This is a genomic window from Bacillus sp. FJAT-29790 (genome assembly GCF_019039215.1).
In the GTDB taxonomy this organism is placed as follows: domain Bacteria; phylum Bacillota; class Bacilli; order Bacillales; family Cytobacillaceae; genus Cytobacillus.
In genome coordinates this window covers 2413026-2438490 of the sequence record NZ_JAHNZZ010000001.1, presented here as the reverse complement: position 1 = coordinate 2438490, position 25465 = coordinate 2413026, and the positions used below count along the sequence as shown (strand labels likewise).

General features: G+C 40.0%; 20 protein-coding genes, 1 tRNA gene, 1 riboswitch and 1 other annotated feature. Of the genes, 20 read left to right on the top strand and 1 reads right to left on the bottom strand.

Annotated elements, in window-relative coordinates:
- The first annotated feature begins 163 nt into the window (after nt 1–163).
- Both uvrC and BGM26_RS11530 read left to right on the top strand, forming a co-directional pair.
- The gene (gene uvrC / locus BGM26_RS11535) at nt 164–1909 is read left to right on the top strand and encodes an excinuclease ABC subunit UvrC (RefSeq protein ID WP_254119526.1); all 1746 of its coding nucleotides are present in this window, start codon (nt 164–166) and stop codon (nt 1907–1909) included.
- Between the two features lie 69 nt (nt 1910–1978).
- A riboswitch (Lysine riboswitch) is annotated at nt 1979–2160 on the top strand.
- 418 nt (nt 2161–2578) lie between these two features.
- Nucleotides 2579–3808, top strand: coding sequence for an aspartate kinase (locus BGM26_RS11530; RefSeq protein WP_217039957.1), 1230 nt, complete (start codon nt 2579–2581; stop codon nt 3806–3808).
- Between the two features lie 256 nt (nt 3809–4064).
- Here BGM26_RS11530 and BGM26_RS11525 read toward each other — a convergent pair whose 3' ends face one another.
- The gene (locus tag BGM26_RS11525) at nt 4065–4520 is read right to left on the bottom strand and encodes a YslB family protein (RefSeq protein ID WP_254119238.1); all 456 of its coding nucleotides are present in this window, start codon (nt 4518–4520) and stop codon (nt 4065–4067) included.
- A gap of 391 nt (nt 4521–4911) precedes the next feature.
- Here BGM26_RS11525 and BGM26_RS11520 point away from each other — a divergent pair, with 391 nt between their 5' ends.
- From BGM26_RS11520 to BGM26_RS11435, 18 genes are all read left to right on the top strand, one after another.
- A complete protein-coding gene (locus BGM26_RS11520) occupies nt 4912–5520 on the top strand; it encodes a succinate dehydrogenase cytochrome b558 subunit (RefSeq protein WP_217039955.1) in 609 nt (202 codons plus the stop codon).
- A gap of 67 nt (nt 5521–5587) precedes the next feature.
- The gene (gene sdhA / locus BGM26_RS11515) at nt 5588–7351 is read left to right on the top strand and encodes a succinate dehydrogenase flavoprotein subunit (protein ID WP_217039954.1); all 1764 of its coding nucleotides are present in this window, start codon (nt 5588–5590) and stop codon (nt 7349–7351) included.
- 3 nt (nt 7352–7354) lie between these two features.
- Nucleotides 7355–8116 carry a succinate dehydrogenase iron-sulfur subunit gene (gene sdhB / locus BGM26_RS11510; protein ID WP_217039953.1) on the top strand — a complete coding sequence of 254 codons (762 nt, stop codon included), beginning with the start codon at nt 7355–7357 and terminating at the stop codon, nt 8114–8116.
- 291 nt (nt 8117–8407) lie between these two features.
- Nucleotides 8408–10729 carry a DUF6359 domain-containing protein gene (locus BGM26_RS11505; RefSeq protein ID WP_217039952.1) on the top strand — a complete coding sequence of 774 codons (2322 nt, stop codon included), beginning with the start codon at nt 8408–8410 and terminating at the stop codon, nt 10727–10729.
- A gap of 160 nt (nt 10730–10889) precedes the next feature.
- Nucleotides 10890–11354: an acyl-CoA thioesterase gene (locus tag BGM26_RS11500; RefSeq protein WP_217039951.1), complete on the top strand. Its 465-nt coding sequence runs from the start codon at nt 10890–10892 to the stop codon at nt 11352–11354.
- Nucleotides 11355–11725: 371 nt separating this feature from the next.
- Nucleotides 11726–11950, top strand: coding sequence for a helix-turn-helix domain-containing protein (locus BGM26_RS11495; RefSeq protein ID WP_217039950.1), 225 nt, complete (start codon nt 11726–11728; stop codon nt 11948–11950).
- Between the two features lie 551 nt (nt 11951–12501).
- Nucleotides 12502–12960, top strand: a complete 459-nt coding sequence (locus BGM26_RS11490) for a MarR family winged helix-turn-helix transcriptional regulator (protein WP_217039949.1) — start codon at nt 12502–12504, stop codon at nt 12958–12960.
- 10 nt (nt 12961–12970) lie between these two features.
- A complete protein-coding gene (racE, locus tag BGM26_RS11485) occupies nt 12971–13765 on the top strand; it encodes a glutamate racemase (protein WP_217039948.1) in 795 nt (264 codons plus the stop codon).
- 161 nt (nt 13766–13926) lie between these two features.
- Nucleotides 13927–16080, top strand: a complete 2154-nt coding sequence (recQ, locus tag BGM26_RS11480) for a DNA helicase RecQ (RefSeq protein WP_254119236.1) — start codon at nt 13927–13929, stop codon at nt 16078–16080.
- Nucleotides 16081–16182: 102 nt separating this feature from the next.
- Nucleotides 16183–17253: a GerMN domain-containing protein gene (locus BGM26_RS11475; protein ID WP_217039946.1), complete on the top strand. Its 1071-nt coding sequence runs from the start codon at nt 16183–16185 to the stop codon at nt 17251–17253.
- 298 nt (nt 17254–17551) lie between these two features.
- The gene (gene rph / locus BGM26_RS11470) at nt 17552–18322 is read left to right on the top strand and encodes a ribonuclease PH (RefSeq protein ID WP_217039945.1); all 771 of its coding nucleotides are present in this window, start codon (nt 17552–17554) and stop codon (nt 18320–18322) included.
- 1 nt (nt 18323) lies between these two features.
- Nucleotides 18324–18935 carry an XTP/dITP diphosphatase gene (locus BGM26_RS11465; RefSeq protein WP_217039944.1) on the top strand — a complete coding sequence of 204 codons (612 nt, stop codon included), beginning with the start codon at nt 18324–18326 and terminating at the stop codon, nt 18933–18935.
- A complete protein-coding gene (locus BGM26_RS11460; RefSeq protein ID WP_217039943.1) occupies nt 18932–19471 on the top strand; it encodes a metallophosphoesterase in 540 nt (179 codons plus the stop codon). Before BGM26_RS11465 ends, BGM26_RS11460 begins: the two co-directional genes overlap by 4 nt.
- 101 nt (nt 19472–19572) lie before the next feature.
- Nucleotides 19573–19646 (top strand) — tRNA-Arg (locus BGM26_RS11455).
- 548 nt (nt 19647–20194) lie between these two features.
- Nucleotides 20195–20450 (top strand) — a binding site (T-box leader).
- A gap of 80 nt (nt 20451–20530) precedes the next feature.
- Nucleotides 20531–22246, top strand: a complete 1716-nt coding sequence (ilvB, locus tag BGM26_RS11450; RefSeq protein WP_217039942.1) for an acetolactate synthase large subunit — start codon at nt 20531–20533, stop codon at nt 22244–22246.
- Nucleotides 22243–22761 carry an acetolactate synthase small subunit gene (gene ilvN, locus BGM26_RS11445; protein ID WP_217039941.1) on the top strand — a complete coding sequence of 173 codons (519 nt, stop codon included), beginning with the start codon at nt 22243–22245 and terminating at the stop codon, nt 22759–22761. Before ilvB ends, ilvN begins: the two co-directional genes overlap by 4 nt.
- A gap of 81 nt (nt 22762–22842) precedes the next feature.
- On the top strand, nt 22843–23871 hold the full coding sequence (ilvC, locus tag BGM26_RS11440; protein ID WP_217039940.1) for a ketol-acid reductoisomerase: 1029 nt from the start codon (nt 22843–22845) through the stop codon (nt 23869–23871).
- A complete protein-coding gene (locus BGM26_RS11435) occupies nt 23858–25396 on the top strand; it encodes a 2-isopropylmalate synthase (protein ID WP_217039939.1) in 1539 nt (512 codons plus the stop codon). The genes ilvC and BGM26_RS11435 overlap by 14 nt, the downstream gene beginning before the upstream one ends.
- Nucleotides 25397–25465 lie beyond the last annotated feature (69 nt).

Here is a 25465-nt window from a genome sequence, read left to right as displayed (position 1 = left end):
AAAGCAAGTGCCCGCAGCGGAAATCAACGGGCAAACTTTCAAGGCTAAAAACAACAGTATATACGAATACAGCCTTAAAAATAGATTGTTCCAAAGGCGCATTAAGCTTTTCTTATAACACCGGGATGTGAGAACAGTGAATGATACAATAAAAAACAAACTTATGCTTTTGCCAGATCAGCCAGGCTGTTATTTAATGAAAGACCGGCAAGGGACGATCATATATGTTGGCAAGGCAAAAATATTAAAAAATCGGGTTAGATCGTATTTTACAGGCTCACATGACGGAAAAACTTTAAGGCTTGTCAATGAAATCGAAGACTTTGAATATATTGTTACATCTTCCGATATAGAAGCTTTAATCCTTGAACTGAATTTGATCAAAAAATATGATCCGAAATATAATGTCATGCTTAAAGATGACAAAAGCTATCCATTTATTAAATTAACAGCAGAGAGGCATCCTCGTCTCATAACCGTCCGGAAAGTAAAAAAAGATAAAGGTAAATATTTCGGACCCTATCCAAACGTGCAAGCTGCCAATGAAACAAAAAAGCTGCTTGATCGAATCTATCCGTTAAGAAAATGCACAACCTTGCCTGATCGCGTATGCCTTTACTATCACATGGGGCAATGTCTCGCACCATGTGTAAAAGAAGTTAGTGAACAGGAATATAAAAAAATACTCGACGAGATAACCCGTTTTCTTAATGGCGGCTACAAAGAAATTAAGAAGGATTTAACGGAAAAAATGATGGCAGCTGCCGAAGAGCTGGACTTTGAAAGAGCAAAAGATCTGCGTGATAAAATTGCTCATATTGAAGCAACAATGGAAAAGCAAAAGATAACAACGACAGACTTTACGGATCGTGATGTGTTCGGATTTGCAGTTGATAAAGGCTGGATGTGTGTGCAAGTATTTTTTATTAGACAAGGAAAGTTAATCGAGCGGGATGTCTCCACATTTCCAATTTACAATGAGCCCGAGGAAGAAATATTAACCTATCTTGGCCAATTCTACTCAAAAACGAACCACTTTAAGCCTCGCGAGATATTGACTCCTCATTCGATTAACACTGAAATGGCCGAACAGCTTTTACAGGTGAAAGTACTAAAGCCACAGCGCGGCCAAAAAAAGGAACTGGTTGAGCTTGCATGTAAAAATGCAAAGCTTGCCCTTCAGGAAAAATTCTCTCTCATTGAAAAGGATGAGGAAAGAACGATTAAGGCTGTTGAAAATTTAGGGAAACAACTCGGAATCTACACTCCGCATCGAATCGAAGCTTTCGATAATTCGAATATCCAAGGAACAGACCCGGTTTCAGCGATGATCGTATTCATTGATGGCAAACCGGAGAAAAGGGAATACCGCAAATATAAAATTAAATCGGTTCAAGGCCCTGATGATTATGAATCTATGCGAGAGGTTGTCCGCAGGAGATATGTCAGAGTACTTAATGAAGGCTTGCCGCTCCCGGATTTGATCTTAATTGATGGAGGCAAGGGGCATGTGGATACAGTAAGGGATATTCTTGAAAATGAACTAGGCCTTGACATCCCTATTTCTGGACTTGTTAAGGACGAAAAACATCGAACTTCACAGCTGCTGTATGGGAACCCCTTGGAAATTATTCCGCTTGCCCGGAACAGCCAAGAGTTTTATTTGCTGCAGAGAATCCAGGACGAGGTACACCGTTTCGCCATTACGTTTCATAGGCAATTACGCGGGAAAAATGCGTTTCAATCAATGCTTGATGATATTCCGGGAATCGGGGAGAAACGGAAAAAGCAGCTGCTAAAAACCTTTGGGTCAGTAAAGAAAATGAAAGAAGCTTCGATCGAACAGTTTAAGGAAATCGGGATCCCGGCAAATGTTGCGGAAGAATTAAAACGAAAGTTACAGGAATGACGTTGTCAGAAAAGAGTCAATATGCTATACTAACTGAAACTTTATATCAACATCACTTTATAGCGTTAAAGTGAAGGTAGAGGTGCGAACTTCAATAGTAAAAGCTTGGAGAAGAATGAGCTTCAAGGAAAAGCTTTGAAAGGGAATGTTTGCCGAAGTGGAGAAAGTCTCATCACTTTCTTTGCTGGTCTTGCATTTAATAAATGTAGGATTGTCAAGACATGTTTTTGTCTTGGAGAGCTATCTCAATGTGTGCGTATTTTTGTTATACGTTTGACAGCACAGCAATGAGATACGATCTCATTGCTTTTTTTATTGGCTGTTTTCTAAATGATTGTTGTTTTTAAAATAGGTTTGTATGAAGTTGATTGGAGTAGAAGGTGCGAGATCCTCAAAATGCATATTTTTTCGTGGGTGTAAATTCACGGATGTTTATTCAATGTCATGCGGGAGTAGCGGGACAGGTGAGACCCCATAGGCTGAGTGCTTGATGAGGCTCACCGCCCGGCCCGCGGAAAACGAGCATCCTGGAGCGGAAATCAACAGGCAAGTTTAACAAAGCCTAGTTTAAAAAAAGCAAATACAAGTTGGAAGCAATCTTTTTAAGGGTAATCTGCATTAAGGTGAGAAAAACTAAACAAAACGAATATGAGGAAAGAAGGAAAAACAGTGGGATTAATTGTACAGAAATTCGGTGGTACGTCGGTTGGCGATGTTGCGAGGATACAAAATGTAGCCGAGCGAATAATTGAAGAAAAGGGTAGAGGTAATGACGTCGTTGTAGTTGTCTCAGCAATGGGAAAATCAACAGATCAACTAGTCGGATTAGCAAAGGAAATTTCGGCTCAGCCAAGCAAGCGTGAAATGGACATGCTTTTAACGACAGGAGAACAGGTTACCATTTCATTATTAGCGATGGCTTTAATTGAAAAGGGCTATCCAGCTGTTTCTTTCACAGGATGGCAGGCAGGAATTAAGACAGAATCGGTTCATGGAAACGCAAGAATTCTTGACATAGATACGGAAAAGATGGAAACCGAATTACGTCAAGGCAATATCATTGTTGTTGCCGGGTTCCAAGGAGTAACAGAGGAAGGTGCAATATCTACTTTAGGCCGTGGAGGTTCTGATACAACAGCTGTTGCATTGGCTGCGGCCCTTAAGGCAGATAAATGTGATATCTATACGGATGTGACAGGCGTATTTACGACTGATCCGCGTTATATAAAAGATGCGAGGAAACTTATGGCGGTGTCGTATGATGAAATGCTTGAGCTTGCTCATTTAGGTGCGGGGGTTTTACATCCAAGAGCAGTGGAGTTTGCAAAAAACTTCAACATTCCCTTAGAAGTCCGTTCCAGTATCGAAAGAGTTTCAGGAACAATTATTGAGGAGGAAGTAAAAATGGAACAAAATTTAGTTGTACGTGGTGTGGCTTTTGAAGATGATATAACAAGAGTGACGGTTCTTGGCTTGCCAAATTCTTTGACAGGCCTTTCCGTGATATTTTCAGAATTGGCAAAAAGCCAAATAAATGTCGATATTATTATTCAAAGCACGACAGCTGAAGACACAACAAATCTATCATTTTCAATAAAGAATAAAGACATGGAAGATACAGTTAAGGTTCTAGAAGATCGAAAGCACAAATTAAATTACGACCGCATTGAAACAGAATCGGGTCTTGCGAAAGTATCGATTGTTGGCTCAGGAATGGTCTCAAACCCAGGTGTTGCCGCTGAGATGTTTGAAGTGTTAGCCGCAGGCGATATTTCAGTAAAAATGGTTAGTACGTCTGAAATCAAAGTTTCAACAGTGGTAGAGCAAGAAAAGATGCTACAAGCTGTTGAAGCCTTGCATAAGGCTTTCAACCTATCGGGAATACCGATTAATTCCTAATTGTAAAATCAAATTCGCCTTGGCGTATTTGCGCCAGGATTTTTACCTTAGCTTGCTCGATAAATTCCTTTAAATAATCTGAGGCATCCGCCGGAGGCTTACCTTTATTCAGCCGGGGGTTGAACCCCCACTGAATTGGATACTTATTGCATTCATCTCGCCACTTATGGAAATGGGAGACTTCTGCTGAATAAAGGTAAAAATGACAAAAAGCTTTCAAAAAGGGAAGTGCTTTGAAAGCTTTTTGCCTTGTTTTTTAAGATGCTGTTGTGTCTTTTTTATCCCACTTAACTGTAAACTGCACTTTTCCCCCTTTTTTACGGGGATGTTCGAATGATTCGCAAATGACTCCTTTTTGAAGCTCGACTTGCTGGGCGATAAATCCGGCTTCTAGCTGAAAGGTACAAATCTTGTTTTGTTGGCAGCGTTCCTCTATCAATGGGCTGTATAATTCCAATTCCATTTCTTTGTCCGATTCTTTTTTTAGTGAGAGGTTTCCCCATCCGGCTTGTTGGAAAAATTCAACGGTATGGGAAAATGACTCCAACGGATATTTGCGGGCTAGCCTTTTTCCAGCCCAGTACAAGATGTCGGGCGCATCATTGCCTAATATTTCATGTAAAAGAACTTCCCGAATAAGTTCATAACCGAAAGCAGGTACGGATTCGGTCTTAAGCTCTGTTGGTCTTAAATCTAAAGCTGTTTCACTCAAACTTTGATCCCCTCTTTCTATTATTCTTCTATTATATACAATATAGATGGATTTTAGGTATTCAATCATGAAAAAGGGGAATATTTGCAGGAAGAAAATTTTGCTATTTTAATATATGGTGAGTTTTTGTCCCCTTTTTGAAAAATAAAGACATACTCAATCATTATTATAATATCAATATATTTTAAAAATTTCATTTTTATCGAACAATTTCTGTAACCGCATTCTTGACGCTCTATGATGTTGGGAGTAAAATGGACATGTCACATAATTGTAAGAAAATGAAATGACATTTTCGTGATGTCGTCAAGGTGAGACTATTCCATACATAGGGGTATAATCGGAAAGTTAAACCTGTACATCATTTTTTAAAAACTAAGGGGGGTAAATCATGGCGGGTAATCGAGAGTTTTTTTATCGCAGATTGCATTCATTACTTGGTGTTATTCCTGTTGGATTATTTTTAGTTCAGCATCTTGTAGTGAATCATTTTGCAACAGGGGGAGAGGAATCATTTAACAAAGCGGCAAAATTTATGGAAAGTCTTCCATTCCGAATGGTGCTGGAGACTTTTATTATTTTCCTGCCTTTATTGTTCCACGCAATCTATGGCCTTTATATTGCTTTTACAGCTAAAAACAATGCGAGTAAATTTGGCTTTTTCCGTAACTGGATGTTCGTGCTTCAACGTGTATCCGGAGTTGTTACACTCGTGTTTATCACATGGCATGTATGGGAAACTCGCGTAGCAGCTGCATTTGGCGCTGATGTTAACTTTCAAATGATGGAGAATATCTTGTCCAATCCATTTATGTTCTGGTTTTACATAATTGGTGTCGTTTCAACGATTTTCCACTTTGCAAACGGCCTATGGTCTTTCTGTGTAAGCTGGGGAATTACTGTAACACCGCGCTCACAGCAAATTTCAACATATGTAACGATCGGTGTTTTTATCGCGCTATCCATTGTAGGTATTCGTGCGCTTGTAGCATTTATATAATATGATTTTTTGTGAAACTATGAAACTAAGTTCGGATTCTTAGTAAGGATTAAGGGAGTGAGTCACGATGGGTAAAGGTAAGGTAATTGTTGTCGGCGGCGGGCTGGCCGGCTTAATGGCTGCAATTAAAGTGGCAGAATCGGGAACATCGGTCGAGTTATTTTCTTTAGTGCCGGTTAAACGTTCTCACTCTGTTTGTGCCCAGGGTGGTATTAATGGAGCGGTAAATACAAAAGGGGAAGGCGATTCTCCGTGGGAGCATTTTGATGACTCCGTGTATGGCGGTGACTTCCTTGCCAATCAGCCTCCGGTAAAAGCAATGACGGAAGCTGCACCTGGAATTATCCATTTATTGGACCGTATGGGAGTAATGTTTAACCGTACTCCTGAAGGATTGCTAGACTTCCGCCGTTTCGGAGGTACACAGCACCACCGTACTGCATTTGCTGGTGCAACTACTGGTCAGCAGCTTCTCTATGCATTGGACGAGCAGGTTCGTCGTCATGAAGTAGCTGGCTTAGTGACGAAATATGAAGGTTGGGAGTTTTTGGGAGCGGTTGTAGACGATGATGGTGTATGTCGTGGAGTTGTTGCTCAAAACTTAACATCTATGGAAATCAAATCATTTGCTGGTGACGCGGTGATTATGGCAACAGGCGGTCCTGGAATTATCTTCGGAAAATCGACAAACTCTGTGATCAATACAGGATCAGCGGCATCGATCGTGTATCAGCAAGGTGCTTACTATGCAAACGGAGAGTTTATTCAAATTCACCCGACAGCCATTCCTGGGGATGACAAGCTTCGTCTAATGAGTGAATCAGCTCGCGGTGAAGGCGGACGTGTATGGACGTATAAAGATGGGAAGCCTTGGTATTTCTTAGAAGAGAAATATCCTGCATATGGAAACCTTGTACCACGCGATATTGCAACAAGGGAAATTTTTGATGTATGTGTCAATCAAAAATTAGGAATTAACGGAGAAAACATGGTTTACCTAGATCTTTCCCATAAAGATCCAAAAGAACTTGATATTAAACTAGGCGGCATCATTGAAATTTATGAGAAGTTCATGGGTGATGACCCTCGTAAAGTTCCGATGAAAATCTTCCCTGCCGTTCACTATTCAATGGGCGGACTATGGGTCGATTATGATCAAATGACGAATATTCCAGGGTTGTTTGCCGCTGGAGAATGTGATTATTCACAGCACGGTGCAAACCGTCTAGGTGCAAACTCATTGCTATCTGCCATTTACGGCGGAATGGTCGCTGGACCGAAAGCAATCGAATATATAAGCGGACTTGAAAAGAGTGCGGAAGATATCTCATCTTCTCTATTTGATCGCTATGTGAAACAAGAAGAAGAGAAATGGAATCAAATTATGTCTCTTAATGGCACGGAAAATGCTTATGTTATTCATAAAGAGCTTGGCGAATGGATGACTGACAACGTAACCGTTGTACGCCATAATGACAGATTGTTAAAAACAGATGAAAAAATCGTTGAACTACTAGAGCGCTATAAAAATATCAACATCAACGATACAGCAAAATGGAGCAATCAGGGTGCAATTTTTACCCGTCAATTGCAAAATATGCTTCAATTAGCACGCGTGATTACAATCGGTGCCTATAAGCGTAATGAAAGCCGTGGTGCTCACTATAAGCCAGAATTCCCTGATCGTAATGATGAGGAATTCTTGAAAACTACAATGGCGAAGTTTGTGGATGCGAATTCAGCGCCTGCCTTCCATTATGAAGAAGTCGACACAGGTTTAATCCCACCGCGTAAACGCGATTATACGAAAAAGAAGAAAGGGGAGAACTAATAGATGTCAGAAAATAAAACAGTCAAATTTATCATCAGCCGACAAGATACTCCTGATTCAGCCCCTTATCAGGAAGAATTCGAACTTGCTTACCGTCCAAATATGAACGTCATTTCCGCTTTAATGGAAATCCGCCGTAATCCGGTAAATGCAAAGGGTGAAAATTCTACCCCGATTACTTGGGATATGAACTGTCTAGAAGAAGTTTGCGGAGCTTGTTCTATGGTCATTAACGGAAAGCCCCGTCAATCATGTACGGCTCTCGTTGATCAATTAGAGCAGCCAATCCGCCTAGAACCAATGAGAACATTTCCAGTTGTCCGCGATCTTCAAGTTGACCGCAGCCGGATGTTTGATTCATTGAAAAAAGTGAAAGCTTGGATCCCGATTGATGGAACTTACGATTTAGGTCCTGGCCCGCGTATGCCTGAACCGAAGCGCCAATGGGCATATGAATTATCAAAATGTATGACTTGTGGCGTTTGTCTGGAAGCATGTCCGAATGTAAATAGCAAAACAAACTTTATGGGACCTGCTGTCTTTAACCAAGTTCGTTTATTCAATGCCCACCCTACAGGTGAAATGAATAAAGCAGAACGATTAAATGCTTTCATGGATGATGGTGGAATGCAAGGCTGCGGGAACTCCCAAAACTGTGTTCAATCATGTCCAAAAGGGATTCCAATTACAACATCCATTGCTGCGGTTAACCGCGATGCAACAATTCAAGCATTCAAAAACTTCTTTGGAAGCGATCAAATATAATATTAAAAACCAAACCTTCTCTTTCAGTTTGAAAGGGAAGGTTTTTTGTGCAAGAAAAAAAGTGCATTTAGATCGAACGTCACTATTTTTCGATGTATAGATACAATAGTACTTATTTTTTTGAAAAATTCGGTAAGTCCAAACTCTCATTTTAAAGCGTTTACAGAATTTATGCCCAAAATTAAACAAAAATTTACGAAAGCTTGTTATAGTTCAATTGTCTAAGTGCACTAGATATCAAAAAGGACTATTTGATCTTAATTGGGTTAATTTAAAATGAGGAGGAAAAAAATGAGGCTTTTACAGAAACAGCTAATTGCATTTGTAACAGTTATGATTTTGATCTTATCAAATCTTGCCCCATTTGTCGGACAGGCTGCCAGTGAAAATATTACGGTTCAGCAGGCAATCGATAATAATCAGGGGAATGCGACAGTAGAGGGTTACATAGTAGGTTATACTGCGGCCACAAAATCATATCGATTCGATGCCCCGTTCGCTGGTGATACAAATTTGGCTATTGCAGACCACGCAAATGAAAAAGATCCTGCAAAAATCCTGCCGGTGCAGCTTCCAACTGATTTCAGGGGGAAATTTGGCTTAAAGACAAATCCTCTTATTATTGGGAAGAAAGTGATTATTACCGGAAGCCTGGAAGCTTATTTTTCTGTTCCTGGCTTAAAAAATCCAACTTTAATGAAGTTTGCGGATGACACCCCTGAAGGGGATGTTGAAAATCCTTTTGAAGGAATAGAAGGATTACGTATTCATGATATTCAAGGCGAAAGCCATGTCTCGCCATACGAGAACCAAAATGTAAAAAATGTAGAAGGTGTAGTAACAAAAGTTGTCGATTCTAGAAATGTATTTATTCAGGATTTACAGCCAGATGATAACCCTAAAACGTCAGAAGGTATTTTAGTATACAAGCCTGCACACAATGTTTCAGTAGGTGATTTAATTGCAGTAGATGGAACCGTAAAAGAGTGGGTTTTAGATGGGTATGCAGATAAGTTGACTACAGATCTTACAATGACAGAAATTAATGCTCAGTATGGAAATATTAAAGTGCTGAAATCAAATCAGCCTCTCCCTGAACCAATCATAATTGGTAAAGATGGTTACCCGCCAAGCGATATTATCGATAATGATCAATTTGCGATTTTTGATCCTGAGGAAGACGCAATTGATTTTTATGAAAGCCTGGAAGGGATGAGAATAGCTCTTGATAGCCCGCTTGTTGTCGGACCTCAGAATTATGGAGAAGTACCTGTAATTGCAGAAATGCTGCCGAATAAGGTTTATTCGAAACAAGGCGGTATCCTACTGACCGCAGAAAATGAGAACCCCGAAAGAATGCACTTATTATTTGATGATCGCAGTTTTATCGCAAAAACAGGCGATCAATTTAACGGTCTTGTAACGGGTGTACTCAGTTATAGTTTCAGTAATTACAAAGTATTAGTTGATAAGGATACGATGCCGGCTTTAAAGGAAAGAGAAATAACAAAAGCTGTGACATCCTTAGGCTCTGAAAAAGAGAAGCTAACAATTGCATCTTATAATATTGAAAACTATTCTGCTAAAACAAGTAAAGCTAAAACGCAAAAAATCGCTCAGTCTGTTATAACAAACTTAAATACTCCTGATATTATCGGTCTTGTTGAGGTGCAGGATAATAACGGCCAAACTGACGATGGGACAACGGACGCTTCAGAAAGCTATGAAGCTCTGATTAATGAAATTGTCGCACTAGGTGGGCCTGTATACAAGTGGACGGACATCGCCCCTGAAGATAAAGCAGACGGTGGTGCACCGGGTGGGAACATTCGGGTAGGTTTCCTCTTTAATCCTGAACGTGTTTCATTATCAGAAGCACCAAAGGGAAGTGCAACTGAGTCGGTTAATTATAAAAATGGTTCATTGACTGTGAATCCGGGAAGAATTGATCCTCTAAATCCGATTTTTGAATCAACGCGCAAAGCATTAGCAGCACAGTTTGAATTCAATGGTGAAAATGTCATTGTGATTGCGAACCACTTTAATTCCAAGCTCGGTGATGAGCCATCATTCGGAAGAAACCAGCCTGTTCAATTGGGAAGTGTCGCTAAGCGAGTAGAGATTGCTAAGGTAATTAACGGGTTTGTTGCAAATGTTCATAAAGAAAACCCTCTTGCAAATGTTGTCGTATTAGGCGACTTAAATGATTTTGAATTCTCACAATCTCTTCAAGCATTGAAAGGTGATCAATTAACTAATATGATCGAAACATTGCCTGCAGAAGAAAGATTTACTTATATTTATCAAGGAAACTCTCAGGTGCTAGATCATATTTTAGTGTCAAACCATTTAGCAGAAAATGCCCTTGCAAATATTATTAATATTAACTCCTTATATATGGAAGAGCACGGCCGGGCAAGTGACCATGATCCGGTAATGGTAGAGTTAGATTTAGGAAGAAGTTTAGAAGGCGTTGAAGTAAACGATGACGGTTGTCCGAAACCGGATAACAACGGTAAGAAAAAAGGGCATGAGAAAGAACAGAATGATAACGGCAAGCATAAAGGCCATGACAAAAATGGCAAAGCTTGCGGATATAATGGAGCTGCTTAAGTACGAAAGAGAGGGGAATCCTCTCTTTTTTTGTTCCTCGCTCTAGAAAATTACCCAGAAATAGAAAAAAGGGGCGCGGAAGTTTCAGAATAATTTAAAAGAATCTATACTATAGGAAAGAGTAAATTAACATTCATATTTTTAGATAGGAGGAAGCAGCATGAGGAAAATGAGTTATATCGAAAATTTTGAGGTTTGGAAAGAAGAATTTGAATTCTATCATCCTGTAAAGGTCCGTTTTTCCGAAACAGATATGTTCGGTCATTTAAACAATACCGTCCCTTTTACCTATTTTGAAGAAGCACGAATTGAATACTTTAAAAACAAAGGCTTTATGCAGGAATGGATCAAACCGAATAACGAAACGATCCCGGTTGTGGCTGATCTGCAATGCGATTTTCTCCAGCAAGTCTATTTTGATGAAAAGATTCATGTGTATGTAAAGGCAAATTCAATTGGAACATCATCCGTCGATATTCATTACATGGGCAAAAATGAAAACGGAGCCGTCTGCTTTACTGGCAGAGGAACAATGGTGCAAATTTCTAAGAAGAATGGAAAAGGGGTTCCGTGGACTGAGGAAATGAAAGTGCTGCTTCGAAATAAAGAGAATAAAAATTCATAAAAAGCCTTCCATAGTTAGTTCCGAATTAAAGTCTCAGCTGTGGAAAGTGCGATAGTATTACTAATAGATGTGCCTCAAAAAGGTAAATTAATTTTGTTCTTGCATTTGCCTCCGATTATCAGGAGAAGTGAAAGGCAGATTCATCGAAAGAATTATTTCTTGATAATAACCGTTTCCTAGACGATCAGATCGGTACGTGGTGTTTGTATATTGTTGAATGCTTATCTGCACAGGAACACATTTTCAAAATAAATCCTTCACCTTTCAGGAAATGCAGTCACTTCAAGGCTTTAATCAACATATGATATCGTGACTAAATATATACCCATCCCGCAGTTCATAGCTGGCGAAGGCAAGGAGGGTTACAATACTTGAAGGAGAATGAATATTCACATAAGCCGTTACTCACCAAAAGAGAGAGAGAAGTATTCGAATTGTTAGTACAAGACAAAACAACAAGAGAGATCGCTGGTGAATTGTTTATAAGCGAAAAAACGGTTCGGAATCACATATCGAATGCCATGCAAAAGCTTGGTGTCAAGGGGCGATCACAAGCTGTTGTAGAGCTCCTTCGAATGGGAGAGCTCGAACTTTAATTAAGACCGGCATTCTTTATTGGATGCCGGTTATAATTATTTGAGACATAATCGACGATGGTTTGAAATTACCTCTAATTTAATCTTGAAATTTAAATGAAAAAAGGTGAAAATAAGGCAAAAGGAAGATGTATATTTATTTTAGGCTGTTTTCGTAAAGTTTGTTGCTTTTATAACGTGATTTTATTTAATAATCTGAGTTGATTGGAGCGGAGGGCACTTGACTCCTCGAAAATGCTATCGCATTTCCTTCGTGCGTGGGCAGATTCAAGGATGTAAATGCAGTATCCTGCGGGAAAAGAGGGAACGTGAGACTCCACAGACGGTAACGCCGAGGAGGCTCACGTCACTTCCCGCGGAAAGCAAGTGCCCGCAGCGGAAATCAACGGGCAAACTTGGAAGGCTAAAAACAACAATATATGCGAAAACAGCCACTTTTTAACAAGGGGAAAAAGCTTTTTGAAGTTGGATAACTGTCTAGCTCCGGACGCATTAAGCATTTCTTACGCGGCTAGAAAAAAGCTTAAAAGCAATTATAGGAGTTGGATGTTATGGAGCTTGAAGAAGTGAAAATAAACGAAGAAATTGATTTTGTTGCCGTTATAGAAAAAGATTTGCGTTACATATCTGGCATTATTAAACAAAAGGGCCGTGAGATTTTAAGTACTTATAAGATAACGCCCCCGCAATTTATTGCCTTGCAATGGCTTTTTGAAGAGGGTGACATGACGATAGGGGAACTTTCTAATAAAATGTATCTCGCCTTCAGTACGACGACGGATCTTGTGGACCGAATGGAGAAGAACAGCCTTGTAAAACGGGTGAAAGATCCAAACGACCGGCGAGTCGTTCGAATCCACTTGTTAGAAGAAGGGGAGAGAATTATTGAGGAGTGCATAAGAAAACGGCAGTTATATCTAAAAGAAGTACTAATAAACTTTACGAATGATGAAGTTCTGCTCTTAAAGAAGAACTTCCATAAATTACACCAAGAAATGCGTGGAGAATGAGGCGGTATGTTTGAAAGAATCAATAGGCATCATTGATTCAGGAGTGGGCGGGTTGACTGTAGCGAAGGAAGTTATGCGTCAGCTGCCGAATGAAAATATTGTATATTTGGGCGATACTGCCAGGTGCCCTTATGGTCCAAGGCCTGGCGATGAAGTAAAAGCTTTTTCATGGCAAATGACTGATTTTTTACTATTAAAAAAGATTAAAATGCTTATTATTGCATGCAATACGGCTACAGCGGTCGTTTTAGAGGAAATTCGCAATGAGCTTTCGATCCCTGTCATTGGAGTTATTTCCCCTGGAGCCAGAACAGCAATCAAAGTGACTGACAATCATCGCATCGGTGTCATTGGAACGGAAGGTACGATTAAAAGCAATGCATACGAGAAAGCGCTAAAACAAATTAATAGCCGGTCGGTTGTCCATAGCCTTGCATGTCCAAAATTTGTTCCGCTTGTTGAAAGCGGGGAATACGATGGACCAGTAGCGAAAAAAATTGTTGCAGAAGCATTGCAGCCTTTAAAAAATAGGGGATTGGATACCCTTATTTTAGGTTGCACTCATTATCCGCTTCTCGAGCCACTTGTGAAAGAGGTAATGGGGGATCAAGTAAAAGTCATCAGTTCTGGTGAGGAAACGGCAAGGGAAGCAAGTACAATTCTCCATCATCACGGCTTGCTAAATAACAGCAACGAGGAACCGGACCATCAATTTTATACGACAGGTTCGACAGTGATTTTTACTAAAATAGCTTCAAAATGGCTCAATACCTCTGTGAGTAATATAGAAAAAATTATCCTATGAAAAACGACCATTATATGAGTAATCTCTGCTTACAGGGCATGTCTGCCAGCTACTAAACCTTCTTGATGAAGGTTTTTTGTTTTCCACCGTATTTGCCTGCATTTCAGTGTCTTGTCCTTTGAGATCATGATAGAATAGAAGAAAATTTATAGAATTAGGTGATGAATTTGTTCACACAAGCTGAAAAATATTTAGAGCAATACTTTGGCTATTCGTCTTTTCGTACTGGTCAAAAAGAGATCATTCACAATCTTCTAGAACATAGGAATTCGCTCGGTATCTTGCCGACTGGCGGTGGGAAATCCCTCTGTTTTCAAATTCCAGCACTGCTGCTCCCTGGAGTTTCCATTGTCATCTCTCCATTAATTTCTCTCATGAAAGATCAGGTAGATGCGCTCCTTACCGCAGAAATCCCCGCTACTTTCATTAACAGCTCACTCTCCCAGCAAGAATATCAGGAAAGAATTACAGGAATTCGCAATGGGGAATTCAAGCTTATTTATGTGGCTCCTGAGCGGTTTGAATCAGGAGGATTTTTGGACTTAGTAAATTCAATGTCCATTTCCATGATTGTATTTGATGAGGCCCATTGTATTTCCCAGTGGGGGCATGATTTCAGGCCAAGTTATCGTTCGATCGTAACTAATTTAGGAAGGCTAAATCAAACGCCTATTATTGCGGCCTTGACAGCAACTGCGACAAAGGACGTCGCGGATGATATCAGGAAATTATTAAATATTAGGCAAACAGACACCTTTATTACCGGATTTGCCCGCGATAACCTTGCTTTTCATGTAATGAAAGGCGTGAATAAAAGAGATTTTATCAGTCAATATATTAGAAATCATCCGAACCAGTCGGGAATTATTTACACTTCCAGCCGCAAAGAGGCTGATCAGTTATATACTCAATTAAAAGCTCAGCATCATTCTGTTGCCAAGTATCATGCCGGGCTAAATGAAGAAACCCGGATCAAAGCACAGAACCAATTTGTTTATGATGAGGCAGACATTATGATTGCGACAAATGCTTTTGGCATGGGAATTGATAAGTCGAATGTCCGTTATGTCATTCACTATAATCTGCCGCGCAATATCGAGGCGTATTATCAAGAGGCGGGACGGGCCGGAAGAGATGGAGAAGAAAGTGTATGCTATCTCTTATATTCTCCACAGGACATTCAGCTGCAAAAGTTTCTGATCGAAGAATCAAACCTAGATTATCAAAAGCGGGAGCAGGAATATAATAAATTAAAGCAAATGGTACATTACTGCCATACGGAGAAATGTCTGCAATCTTATATTATTGAGTATTTTGATCCTAATCATACAATTAAGGGCTGCGGGAAATGCAGCAATTGTATGGACAAGCGCGAACAAGTCGACATTACCCAAGAAGCCTTAATGATATTCTCTTGTATAAAAAGGATGGGTGAGCGTTTTGGTGTAACTTTAACTGCCCAGGTTTTGAAGGGCTCTCAAAATAAGCGAATTCGCGACTTTCATTTTAACAAGCTCTCCACATATGGTTTGCTTAAGCATTACAAGGAAAAAGAAATTGTTGATATCATCAATTATTTACTTGCTGAAGGGTATTTATTGTTAACAGATAGTAAGTTTCCTGTCGTTAAACTATCTGAGAACTCCATACCGGTGTTGAAAAAACAAGAATTGCTCTATATGAAAATAGCTATTCAAGCACCAGCTGTCGAGACAGAAGAAAATAGTGATCTTTTTGCAGTCCTTCGTTCACTGCGGAAGGAATTAGCGGATCAAGAAAAAGTGCCGCCTTACGTTGTGTTTGCAGATACAGCATTAAAAGAAATGAGTCGGTATTATCCGGTAGAAAAAGAAACGATGATGAGAATTAAGGGCGTAGGCCAGGTGAAATTTGATAAGTATGGGAAATATTTCATCGAAGAAATCAAGAAATTTATGATTGAACAAAATATTCAGATGGACTCGATTACTCCTCAAAGGCAACCAGAGGAAAATAATGATCGGGCAAATGACATTCCAAGCTATTTATTGTCGTACCAATATTATATAGAGGGTTTGACGATAAATGAGATTGCTAAAAAACGGAATTTTTCCTCTGTCACGATTCAGGATCATATCCTTCGCTCTGTTAAGGAAGGAAATCAAGTGAATTGGTCAGATATATTTGATGAGCAAACAGAATTGCTCGTTGTGGAAGCTGTCCAAAAAGTTGGAAGGGAAAAGCTCAAGCCGATCAAAGATGAATTACCTCCTGAAATTGACTATTTTGCTATAAAGGCTGTCCTAACTAAGCAAGATTTGGAAAAGACGGTCTAAGTAATTTTTGAAATTCGAACCAAATTTTTTTCCCCCAAGACGGTATAAATTACAAACAGGCTCGTATACATGTAGTACAAACTGTCTTTGGAGGGATTAAATATGTCCATAAATAAAAAATCAACCTTGGTATCTGCAGTCCTCGTTTCATCGGTTTTATTATCTGGATGCGGATTGTTTGGGAGTGGCGGAAAGGAAAAGATTGATCCGCCGAAAACAGTAACATATACGGATGATGGTAAATCCATTTCTGAGGAAACGATGGAAGCGGAAATGGAAACAGCCGGTAATCAGGAGGCTGTTGAAGGCACGATCCAAACAGAGCTTTATTTGATAGATAAAAACGGCTACGTTGTGCCACAAACATTGGCATTGCCAAAAACAAACTCAGTTGCCAAGCAGGCCCTTGAGCATTTAGTAAAAGAAGGACCAGTTACAGATATGCTGCCAAATAATTTCATGGCAGTCCTTCCGGCAGATACGAAATTATCCGTGGACATTAAAGATAAAGTTGCTACAGTTAATTTTTCGAAAGAATTTCAAAATTACAAGGCAGAAGAGGAAATGCGAATCCTTGAATCCATTACATGGACCTTGACACAATTTGATTCCGTAGATAAAGTAAAGCTGAAATTGAATGGTCATGAACTAAATGAAATGCCTGTAAATCAGACCCCAATCGGAGCGGCTGCAAGCCGGGCAAACGGAATCAACTTAGATACCACAGATGTGATCGATATTAATAATACAAAGCCTGTCACTGTCTATTATATGGGAGGAAATGAAGGCTCCTACTATTATGTTCCGGTAACAAAACGTGTCTCTAACAAAGTGGCGGATAACGTTGAAGCTGCTGTCGGCGAACTAATAAAAGGCCCAAGTTATGCTTCTAACCTCGAGAGTGATTTCTTGCCTAATGTGAAGCTATTAGATAATAAAGTGGAAAATGGAAAAGTAACATTAAACTTTAATGAATCGGTATTTGGAAGTTTCGAGGAAAAGATCATTTCACAGCATTTATTAAATGCTCTTGTCCTTTCCTTAACGGAGCAAAAGGGAATTGAAAGTGTTGCTGTTACTGTGGATGGGAAAGCAGAGCTTGTAAATGAGAAGGGTGAAAAATTGACTGAACCTGTAACTCGTCCGGAAAAAGTCAACACAGGTAGTTTTTAAAAAAAGGTTTTTGATATACTATATAATAACAATAAAAAGAGGTAGGCAAATATTGCCGCCTCTTCTTTATTGGAGAGGCTGTGTTAAAGTTTAATGTTGATATTTCCACTTGTTGATTGTAGCGGAAGGCGCGAGACTCTTGCGGGAGAAGCGTGTCAGGGGAGACCCCGCAGGAGCGTTAGCAACGAGGAGGCTCTCCGACCGCCCGCGGAAAGCGAGCAGCGGAAATCAACAGCAACATTTAACACAGCCATTGAAGAAAAAATTGATCCAATTGGGATATAGGAGGAATCAACCCATGCGTGTTGATGGTCGTGAACAGCTGCAATTAAGACCTGTACATATTGAAACGAATTACTTAAAACATCCGGAAGGCTCTGTATTAATCAGTATTGGAGATACAAAAGTGATATGTACGGCCAGTATTGATGAACGGGTACCTCCTTTTATGCGAGGAGAAGGAAAAGGCTGGATAACGGCTGAGTACTCGATGCTGCCAAGAGCAACAGATCAACGAAATATAAGAGAAGCAGCGAAAGGGAAAATTTCAGGTCGGACGATGGAAATTCAGCGCCTGATCGGACGTGCTCTCCGCGCCGTAGTTGATCTTGATGCACTTGGAGAGAGAACGCTCTGGCTCGATTGTGATGTCATTCAGGCAGATGGAGGCACGCGTACTGCTTCGATTACTGGTGCGTTCGTTGCAATGGCACTGGCTTTGGAAAAACTAAGTTCGAATAAGAAGCTTGCGAAATATCCAATTAAGGACTTTTTAGCGGCTACAAGTGTAGGGATACTGGAGAATAACCAGGTGGTCATGGATCTAAATTATTTTGAGGATTCAAAGGCTCAAGTAGATATGAATGTCGTAATGACTGGCAATGGGGAGTTTGTCGAATTACAAGGTACAGGGGAAGAAGCGACATTTTCATACAGCCAGCTTCAAGAATTATTAAAAGCTGCCCAAGGCGGAATTGCAGAATTATTCGAAAAGCAAAAAGAAGTACTTGGAGAGACGATCTCAAGTAAAATTCAAGCTAGAAGAGAAAAAGACGAGAGGAAGGCATAAGATGGAGGAAGTAATTATTGCAACTAAAAATGCTGGAAAAGCAAAGGAATTTGAACGGATGTTTAAGCCGCTAGGCTATGAAGTCAAGACGTTATTAGATTTTCCGGAATTAGAGGAAGTCGAAGAGACAGGAAAGACTTTTGAGGAAAATGCGATCTTAAAAGCTGAAACAATTTCAAAGGCTTTAAAGAAAGCGGTTATTGCAGACGACTCCGGACTTGCTGTAGATGCACTTAATGGTAGACCAGGTATTTTTTCTGCTAGATATGCGGGGGAAGAGAAAAATGATCAAGCCAATATGGATAAGGTTTTAGAGGAATTGGGTGATCTGCCTTTTGATGAGCGGCAGGCAAGGTTTTATTGCGCTTTGGCAGCTGCAGTACCCGGACGGGAAACAATCACTGTATTCGGGACATGCGAAGGAGTGATATTACAAGAAAAAAGAGGTACGCAAGGATTCGGATATGACCCCATTTTTTTTGTGCAAGAAAAGGGAAAAGCGATGGCGGAGTTACAGCCAGAAGAAAAGGCGCAGATTAGCCACAGGGCGCATGCTCTCCAAAAAATGGAAGATGAACTGCCAGCCCTACTAAATGGAGTGAGGGAAGAATGAAAATCCTCGTCGTCAGTGACAGCCATGGACTAACAGCAGAGCTACATCAAATAAAGGAAAAGCATGCCATGGAAACAGATTTAATGATCCATTGTGGGGATTCAGAGCTTCCGGCAGCTGATCACTCTTTAGCTGGATTTTCTGTTGTCCGCGGGAATTGTGATTTTGAAGGGGAATTTTCAGAGGATCTCGTGTTAAAAGAAGAGGGCCTGAATGTTTTCGTTACCCATGGTCACCGATACGCCGTAAAATCAACCTTAATGAATCTTTCTTATCGTGCAAAGGAATTGAATGCCGATATTGTTTGTTTTGGACATTCCCATTATCTAGGAGCAGAGATGATTGATAATATTCTCTACGTAAATCCAGGAAGTATCAGGCTGCCTAGAGGAAGAACAGAAAAAACGTATGTCATTTTAGATGTGGGTAACGGCGGAATAATACTACGTGTATATGATTTAAATCAAGGAGAAATAGGTGAAATGACCCAGGAATTTTCACTTCCAAAATATGAAGGAACAGAATATACTAATTGAGGGAAGCAAAAGCTTCCCTTCAAAAAAGTTTTTTAGGTTTTGTTGTTGACTTTTGGTTGTAAGCATAATACAATAAATATTGTCCTTGAATAATATCATATGTCCCAGTAGCTCAGCTGGATAGAGCAACGCCCTTCTAAGGCGTCGGTCGGGAGTTCGAATCTCTCCTGGGACGTCATTTACACTAAAAAAAACTCACCTTCAAGGTGAGTTTTTTTTATGTTACCCAAATCTATATTATACGGTAGAAAGGGAAAAATATGAAATAGCCCAATAAGAATGAAGATCATTAATGTGCAACTAGATCTCTGCATTCAACATTCCAAGACTTGCCAATCGGTGAGTTTTTTTATTCTCTTTTTTTATTGTTTGAAAATTCCTCTGATTAATTAAAAGATTTTTGTGAAGAATTGCTTAGTTCACAAAAATAAATTATTTTTTTTTTGCTCTGAAGAATATCAATAAATCAACAATGAAAGCGGATACAACTAATTGGATAAATTGAAATTATCGGATAATTCGTTAAAAGGGTGTTGACGGTTTAATAAAATGAGCGTAAGATAGTCCTCAATATAAGAAACCAAAACAAGCGGCCAGAAAATTTCAAACATGAAATTGGATCCGAGCTTTGGTAGAAACAATATCACAAAATTTATTCGTTTTTTTTAACTAAGGAATTCAATGATTTAAAGGATCACGACGTTACCACGTTAGTTAAATATTGTGAAAGCGAAGAAGAGGATAAGTAGTTTTATGTAACGGGATTTCCAGAGAGCCGGGATTGCTGAAAACCGGTATTTCCAACATAAAATGAACTCACCTCAGAGCATCAGCTTGAAAGAATTATCAAGTAGAGCTGGTCGGGTGTTTGCCACCCGTTATCAAAACGAACAGCATTTAGCTGTTCATAAGTGCACGCAATCTGCGTGAATCAGGGTGGTACCGTGGAATAGGTTAATAAAGCCTTTCCATCCCTTTTACCTAGGAATAGTAGGTTTATGAGGGATGGAAGGGCTTTTTATTTTGGTTATTAAAGAAAAAAGAGGAGGTTTATCATAAATGTTGCAGGAAGCTGCCTTATCAGAATCGAAGGCTGAAACGAAAATGCTCACTGGTGCTGATCTATTATTAGATTCCTTAGAAAAGGAAAATGTAGAAGTGATTTTTGGATATCCAGGTGGAGCTATTCTCCCGATTTATGACAAATTATATGATTCGAAAATTCTTCATGTATTACCGAGGCATGAGCAAGGAGGGATTCACGCAGCTGAAGGTTATGCGCGGATTTCCGGTAAGCCGGGCGTTGTCATCGCGACATCAGGTCCGGGAGCTACTAACATTGTGACAGGACTTACTGATGCTATGATGGACTCTTTGCCGCTTGTCGTTTTCACTGGCCAAGTGGCGACAAGTGTAATTGGTTCAGATGCTTTTCAGGAAGCTGATATTCTTGGCATTACAACACCGATTACTAAGTATAACATTCAAGTACGCAACATCGAAGATATTCCTCGGATTGTTAAAGAAGCATTTTATATCGCATCAAGTGGAAGACCAGGTCCGGTACTGATCGATATTCCAAAGGATATTGCACAAGCAGTTTCAGAACCTCCGGAAGAGCAGGAAATTAATTTACCAGGGTATCAGCCAACATTGCAGCCGAATTACTTGCAAATTCGAAAATTAACGGAGGCGGTTAGCAGGGCGAAAAAGCCCGTAATCTTAGCTGGAGCAGGAGTCCTTCATGCAAAAGCGTCTCAAGAATTAAAAGATTACGCAGAACAGCAGCAAATTCCTGTTATCCACACACTTCTTGGCCTTGGAGGTTTTCCGGCAGATCATAAGCTGTTCGTCGGATTGGCAGGAATGCATGGATGTTACGCTTCGAATATGGGACTGAGTGAATGCGATTTACTTATCAATATTGGAGCGCGCTTCGATGATCGGCTTACAGGGAATTTAGAGTATTTTGCTCCGCATGCAACTGTTGCCCACATTGATATTGATCCAGCCGAGATTGGTAAAAACGTTCCAACATCGATCCCGGTTGTGGCCGATGCGAAAGAAGCTTTGAAGCAGCTATTGCTTCAAGAAGGAAAACCGCCAGCCAATAAGGAATGGCTCGAGCTTATTCAAAAATGGCAGGAAGAATATCCATATTACTACGGAGAATCATCCGTATTAAAGCCTCAAAAAGTGATGGAAATGCTATACACAAAAACAGCAGGAGAAGCAATTGTCGTCACAGATGTTGGCCAGCACCAAATGTGGGCTGCACAGTATTATCAATTTAAAAATGCTGACAGATGGGTCACATCAGGTGGGCTTGGAACAATGGGATTTGGTCTTCCAGCCAGTATCGGCGCTCAAATCGCAGATCCGGAAGCATGTGTCGTGGCGGTTTTGGGAGATGCAGGATTTCAAATGTCCACCCAGGAGCTTGCGGTTATTAAGGAAATGAATCTACCTATAAAAATCGCAATATTCAATAATATGGCTCTAGGCATGGTTCGCCAATGGCAGGAAATCTTTTACGAATCTCGTTATTCACATAGTATCATGACTGCCCAGCCGTCCTTTGTAAAACTTGCTGAAGCTTATGACATTAAAGGGTATGTAATTGAATCAGAGGAAGAAGCGGAAAAAGTATTAAATGAAGTGCTAAATAGCCGTGAACCAGTCTTACTGGACTTTAGAGTAGATCCCGGTGAAAATGTCTATCCAATGATTGCACCAGGAAAAGGATTACATGAAATGGTAGGTGCGAAACCGTGAAACGAATTATTAGTCTGACAGTAATGAATCGGGCTGGGGTTCTAAATAGGATTACAAATCTATTTTCAAAACGAAATTATAATATTGAAAGTATATCTGTTGGCCCGACAGAACACGAGGGAATTTCCAGGATTACATGTGTCATTCATGTAGAGAATGAACGGGACAGTGAACAAATTACGAAGCAGCTAAACAAGCAAATTGATGTCTTGAAAGTCACGGATATTAGCGACCAAGCAGTTGTTTCCCGGGAGCTTGCGCTAGTTAAAGTGCTTGCAACACCACAGACAAGAAATGAGCTTTATTCATTGATTGAACCATTCCGGGCAAATGTTATTGATGTAAGTAAAGACAGCATGGTTATTCAGATTACGGGTGAATCAGAAAAAATTGAAGCATTTATTGAACTGATCAAGCCTTATGGGATCAAAGAGCTTGCGAGAACAGGGACGACAGCTTTCCCACGGGGAACACAACGCTCCAGTAGCCAAGCAAAAACTTATTCAATCGTTTAAAAATGTTATAATTGGCGCTAAAAAAACGCCATTAATATTATATAAAAATATTATTCTTTTAAAAAGAAAGGGAGATAAAAAATGGCAAAAATGTACTATAACGGGGATGCAAATGCAACGTATTTAAATGGGAAGAAAGTAGCGGTAATTGGTTATGGATCACAAGGGCATGCACATGCTTTAAATATGAAAGATAGCGGTGTAGATGTAGTAATTGGGCTTAGACAAGGGAAATCTTGGGATAAAGCTGTAGAAGATGGATTCCAAGTTTACTCTGTAGGAGAAGCAACAGCACAAGCTGACGTTGTAATGATTCTTTTACCAGATGAGCTTCAAGCGAAGGTATATAAAGAAGAAATTGCACCGAATTTAACGAATCAAGCACTTATGTTTGCTCATGGTTTTAACGTTCATTTCCACCAAATCGTTCCTCCAAGCAATTGTGATGTCCTTCTTGTGGCTCCGAAAGGACCTGGTCATTTAGTAAGAAGAACATATACACAAGATGCAGGAGTACCAGCTTTATTCGCAATCTATCAAGATGTAACAGGAGAAGCGAAGGAATTGGCATTATCCTATGCTAGAGCAATTGGTTCATTACGTGCAGGCGGATTGGAAACTACTTTTAAAGAAGAGACAGAAACAGATTTATTCGGAGAACAAGCTGTCCTATGCGGAGGGTTAACTGCATTAGTTAAAGCTGGTTTTGAAACTTTAGTAGAAGCAGGATACCAACCTGAATTAGCTTATTTTGAATGTTTACATGAGCTAAAGCTAATTGTTGATTTAATGTATGAAGGCGGAATGGAAGGAATGCGCTACTCTGTATCTGATACAGCACAATGGGGAGATTTTGTTAGCGGACCACGTGTAGTTGATGGCAGAGTGAAGGAAGAAATGAAAGCGATCCTTAAAGATATTCAAGATGGTCAGTTTGCGAAGGGCTGGATCCTTGAAAACCAAGCAAATCGTCCTGTCTTTAATGCAGTGAATGAAAGAGAAAATGAGCATCTAATTGAGAAGGTAGGAAGAGAGCTTCGTAAAATGATGCCATTTGTTAATAGCGAAAAAGAGAAAGCGAAAGAAGTGGTTGCAAGTGCAAACCATTAAGATTTTTGATACGACCTTAAGGGATGGAGAACAATCAGCTGGTGTCAATCTTAATTTTTCCGAAAAACTAGCAATTGCAAAACAACTTGAGAGATTAAATGTTGATATTATGGAAGCTGGCTTTCCAGCAGCTTCCAAAGGTGATTTTTCATCTGTTCAAAAAATAGCTCAAACGATCAAAAATTGCTCAGTTACGGGTCTTGCTCGAGCAGTCATATCTGATATTGATGCGGCATGGGAAGCGCTTAAAGACGGTGCAGAACCAAGGCTTCATACTTTTATTGCAACATCGCCGATCCATCGGCAGTATAAATTAAAGATGTCGAAGGAAGAAGTCGTCGAAACGGCGGTTCAAACAGTGAAATATGCGGCGAAAAGATTCCCGATTATTCAATGGTCAGCGGAAGATGCCTCAAGGACGGAGCTTCCTTTCTTGGCACAGATCATTGAGGAAGTCATTCAGGCTGGTGCACAAGTTATCAATATCCCCGATACTGTAGGATATGGAACTCCACTGGAATATGGAGCAATTTTTAAATACTTGAAAGAGAATGTTCCTTCTATTGATAAAGTGTCACTTTCCACTCATTGCCATGATGACCTTGGAATGGCGATTGCTAATTCACTTGCGGCAGTTGAGAATGGGGCAACTCAAATCGAAGGCACAATCAATGGCATTGGTGAAAGAGCAGGAAATGCCGCTCTTGAGGAAATTGCTGTAGCCTTGCATATTAGAAAAGATTTTTATCAAACATCAACTCGCTTGAATCTGCAGGAGGTTAGCCGTACAAGCAGCCTTGTAAGTAAGCTAACTGGAATGGTTGTTCCAGCAAATAAAGCAGTTGTTGGCAGAAATGCCTATGCACATGAATCTGGTATTCACCAGGATGGTGTTTTAAAGGAAAAAACGACTTACGAAATTATTTCGCCAGAATTAGTTGGATTCCAATCTAATTCTTTAGTTTTAGGAAAGCATTCTGGAAGGCATGCATTTAAAAACCGACTGGATGAACTAGGTTTAAATGTACCTGACGAAGATATTAAACAATTATTTACAGCCTTTAAAGATTTAGCTGACCGTAAAAAAGAAATGACAGATGACGACTTAGTAGCACTTGTTCTTGAAGAAAAGCTTTCAAAAGATGATCGTATTTATGAATTGATTCAAATTCAAATACAATACGGTACGAATCAAGTACCAACAGCAACTGTCACATTAACCGGAACGAAAAAAGAAGTCATCCAGGAGGCGGGTACAGGGGCAGGCAGTATCGAGGCACTCTACAACACGCTTGAAAAATGCATGGATGGGCAGATCGATTTATTCGATTATCGAATTCAGTCGGTTGGTGCAGGCAGGGATGCTCTCGCACAAGTATATGTCAAACTGAAATATTTAGATATTGAAACGAGTGGACGCGGCCTTGCCCAAGATGTACTTGAGGCTTCTGCGAAGGCTTACTTAAATGCAGTGAACAGAGTTATTTATATGAAGGAAAATTCCCCGGAATTGACCGTATCTTAGTAGGGATTGACAAAAAAGCCTAGTTAAGTCAATAAGTAAGCTCCGTTCGAGCAACTAAGGATGTTCTAG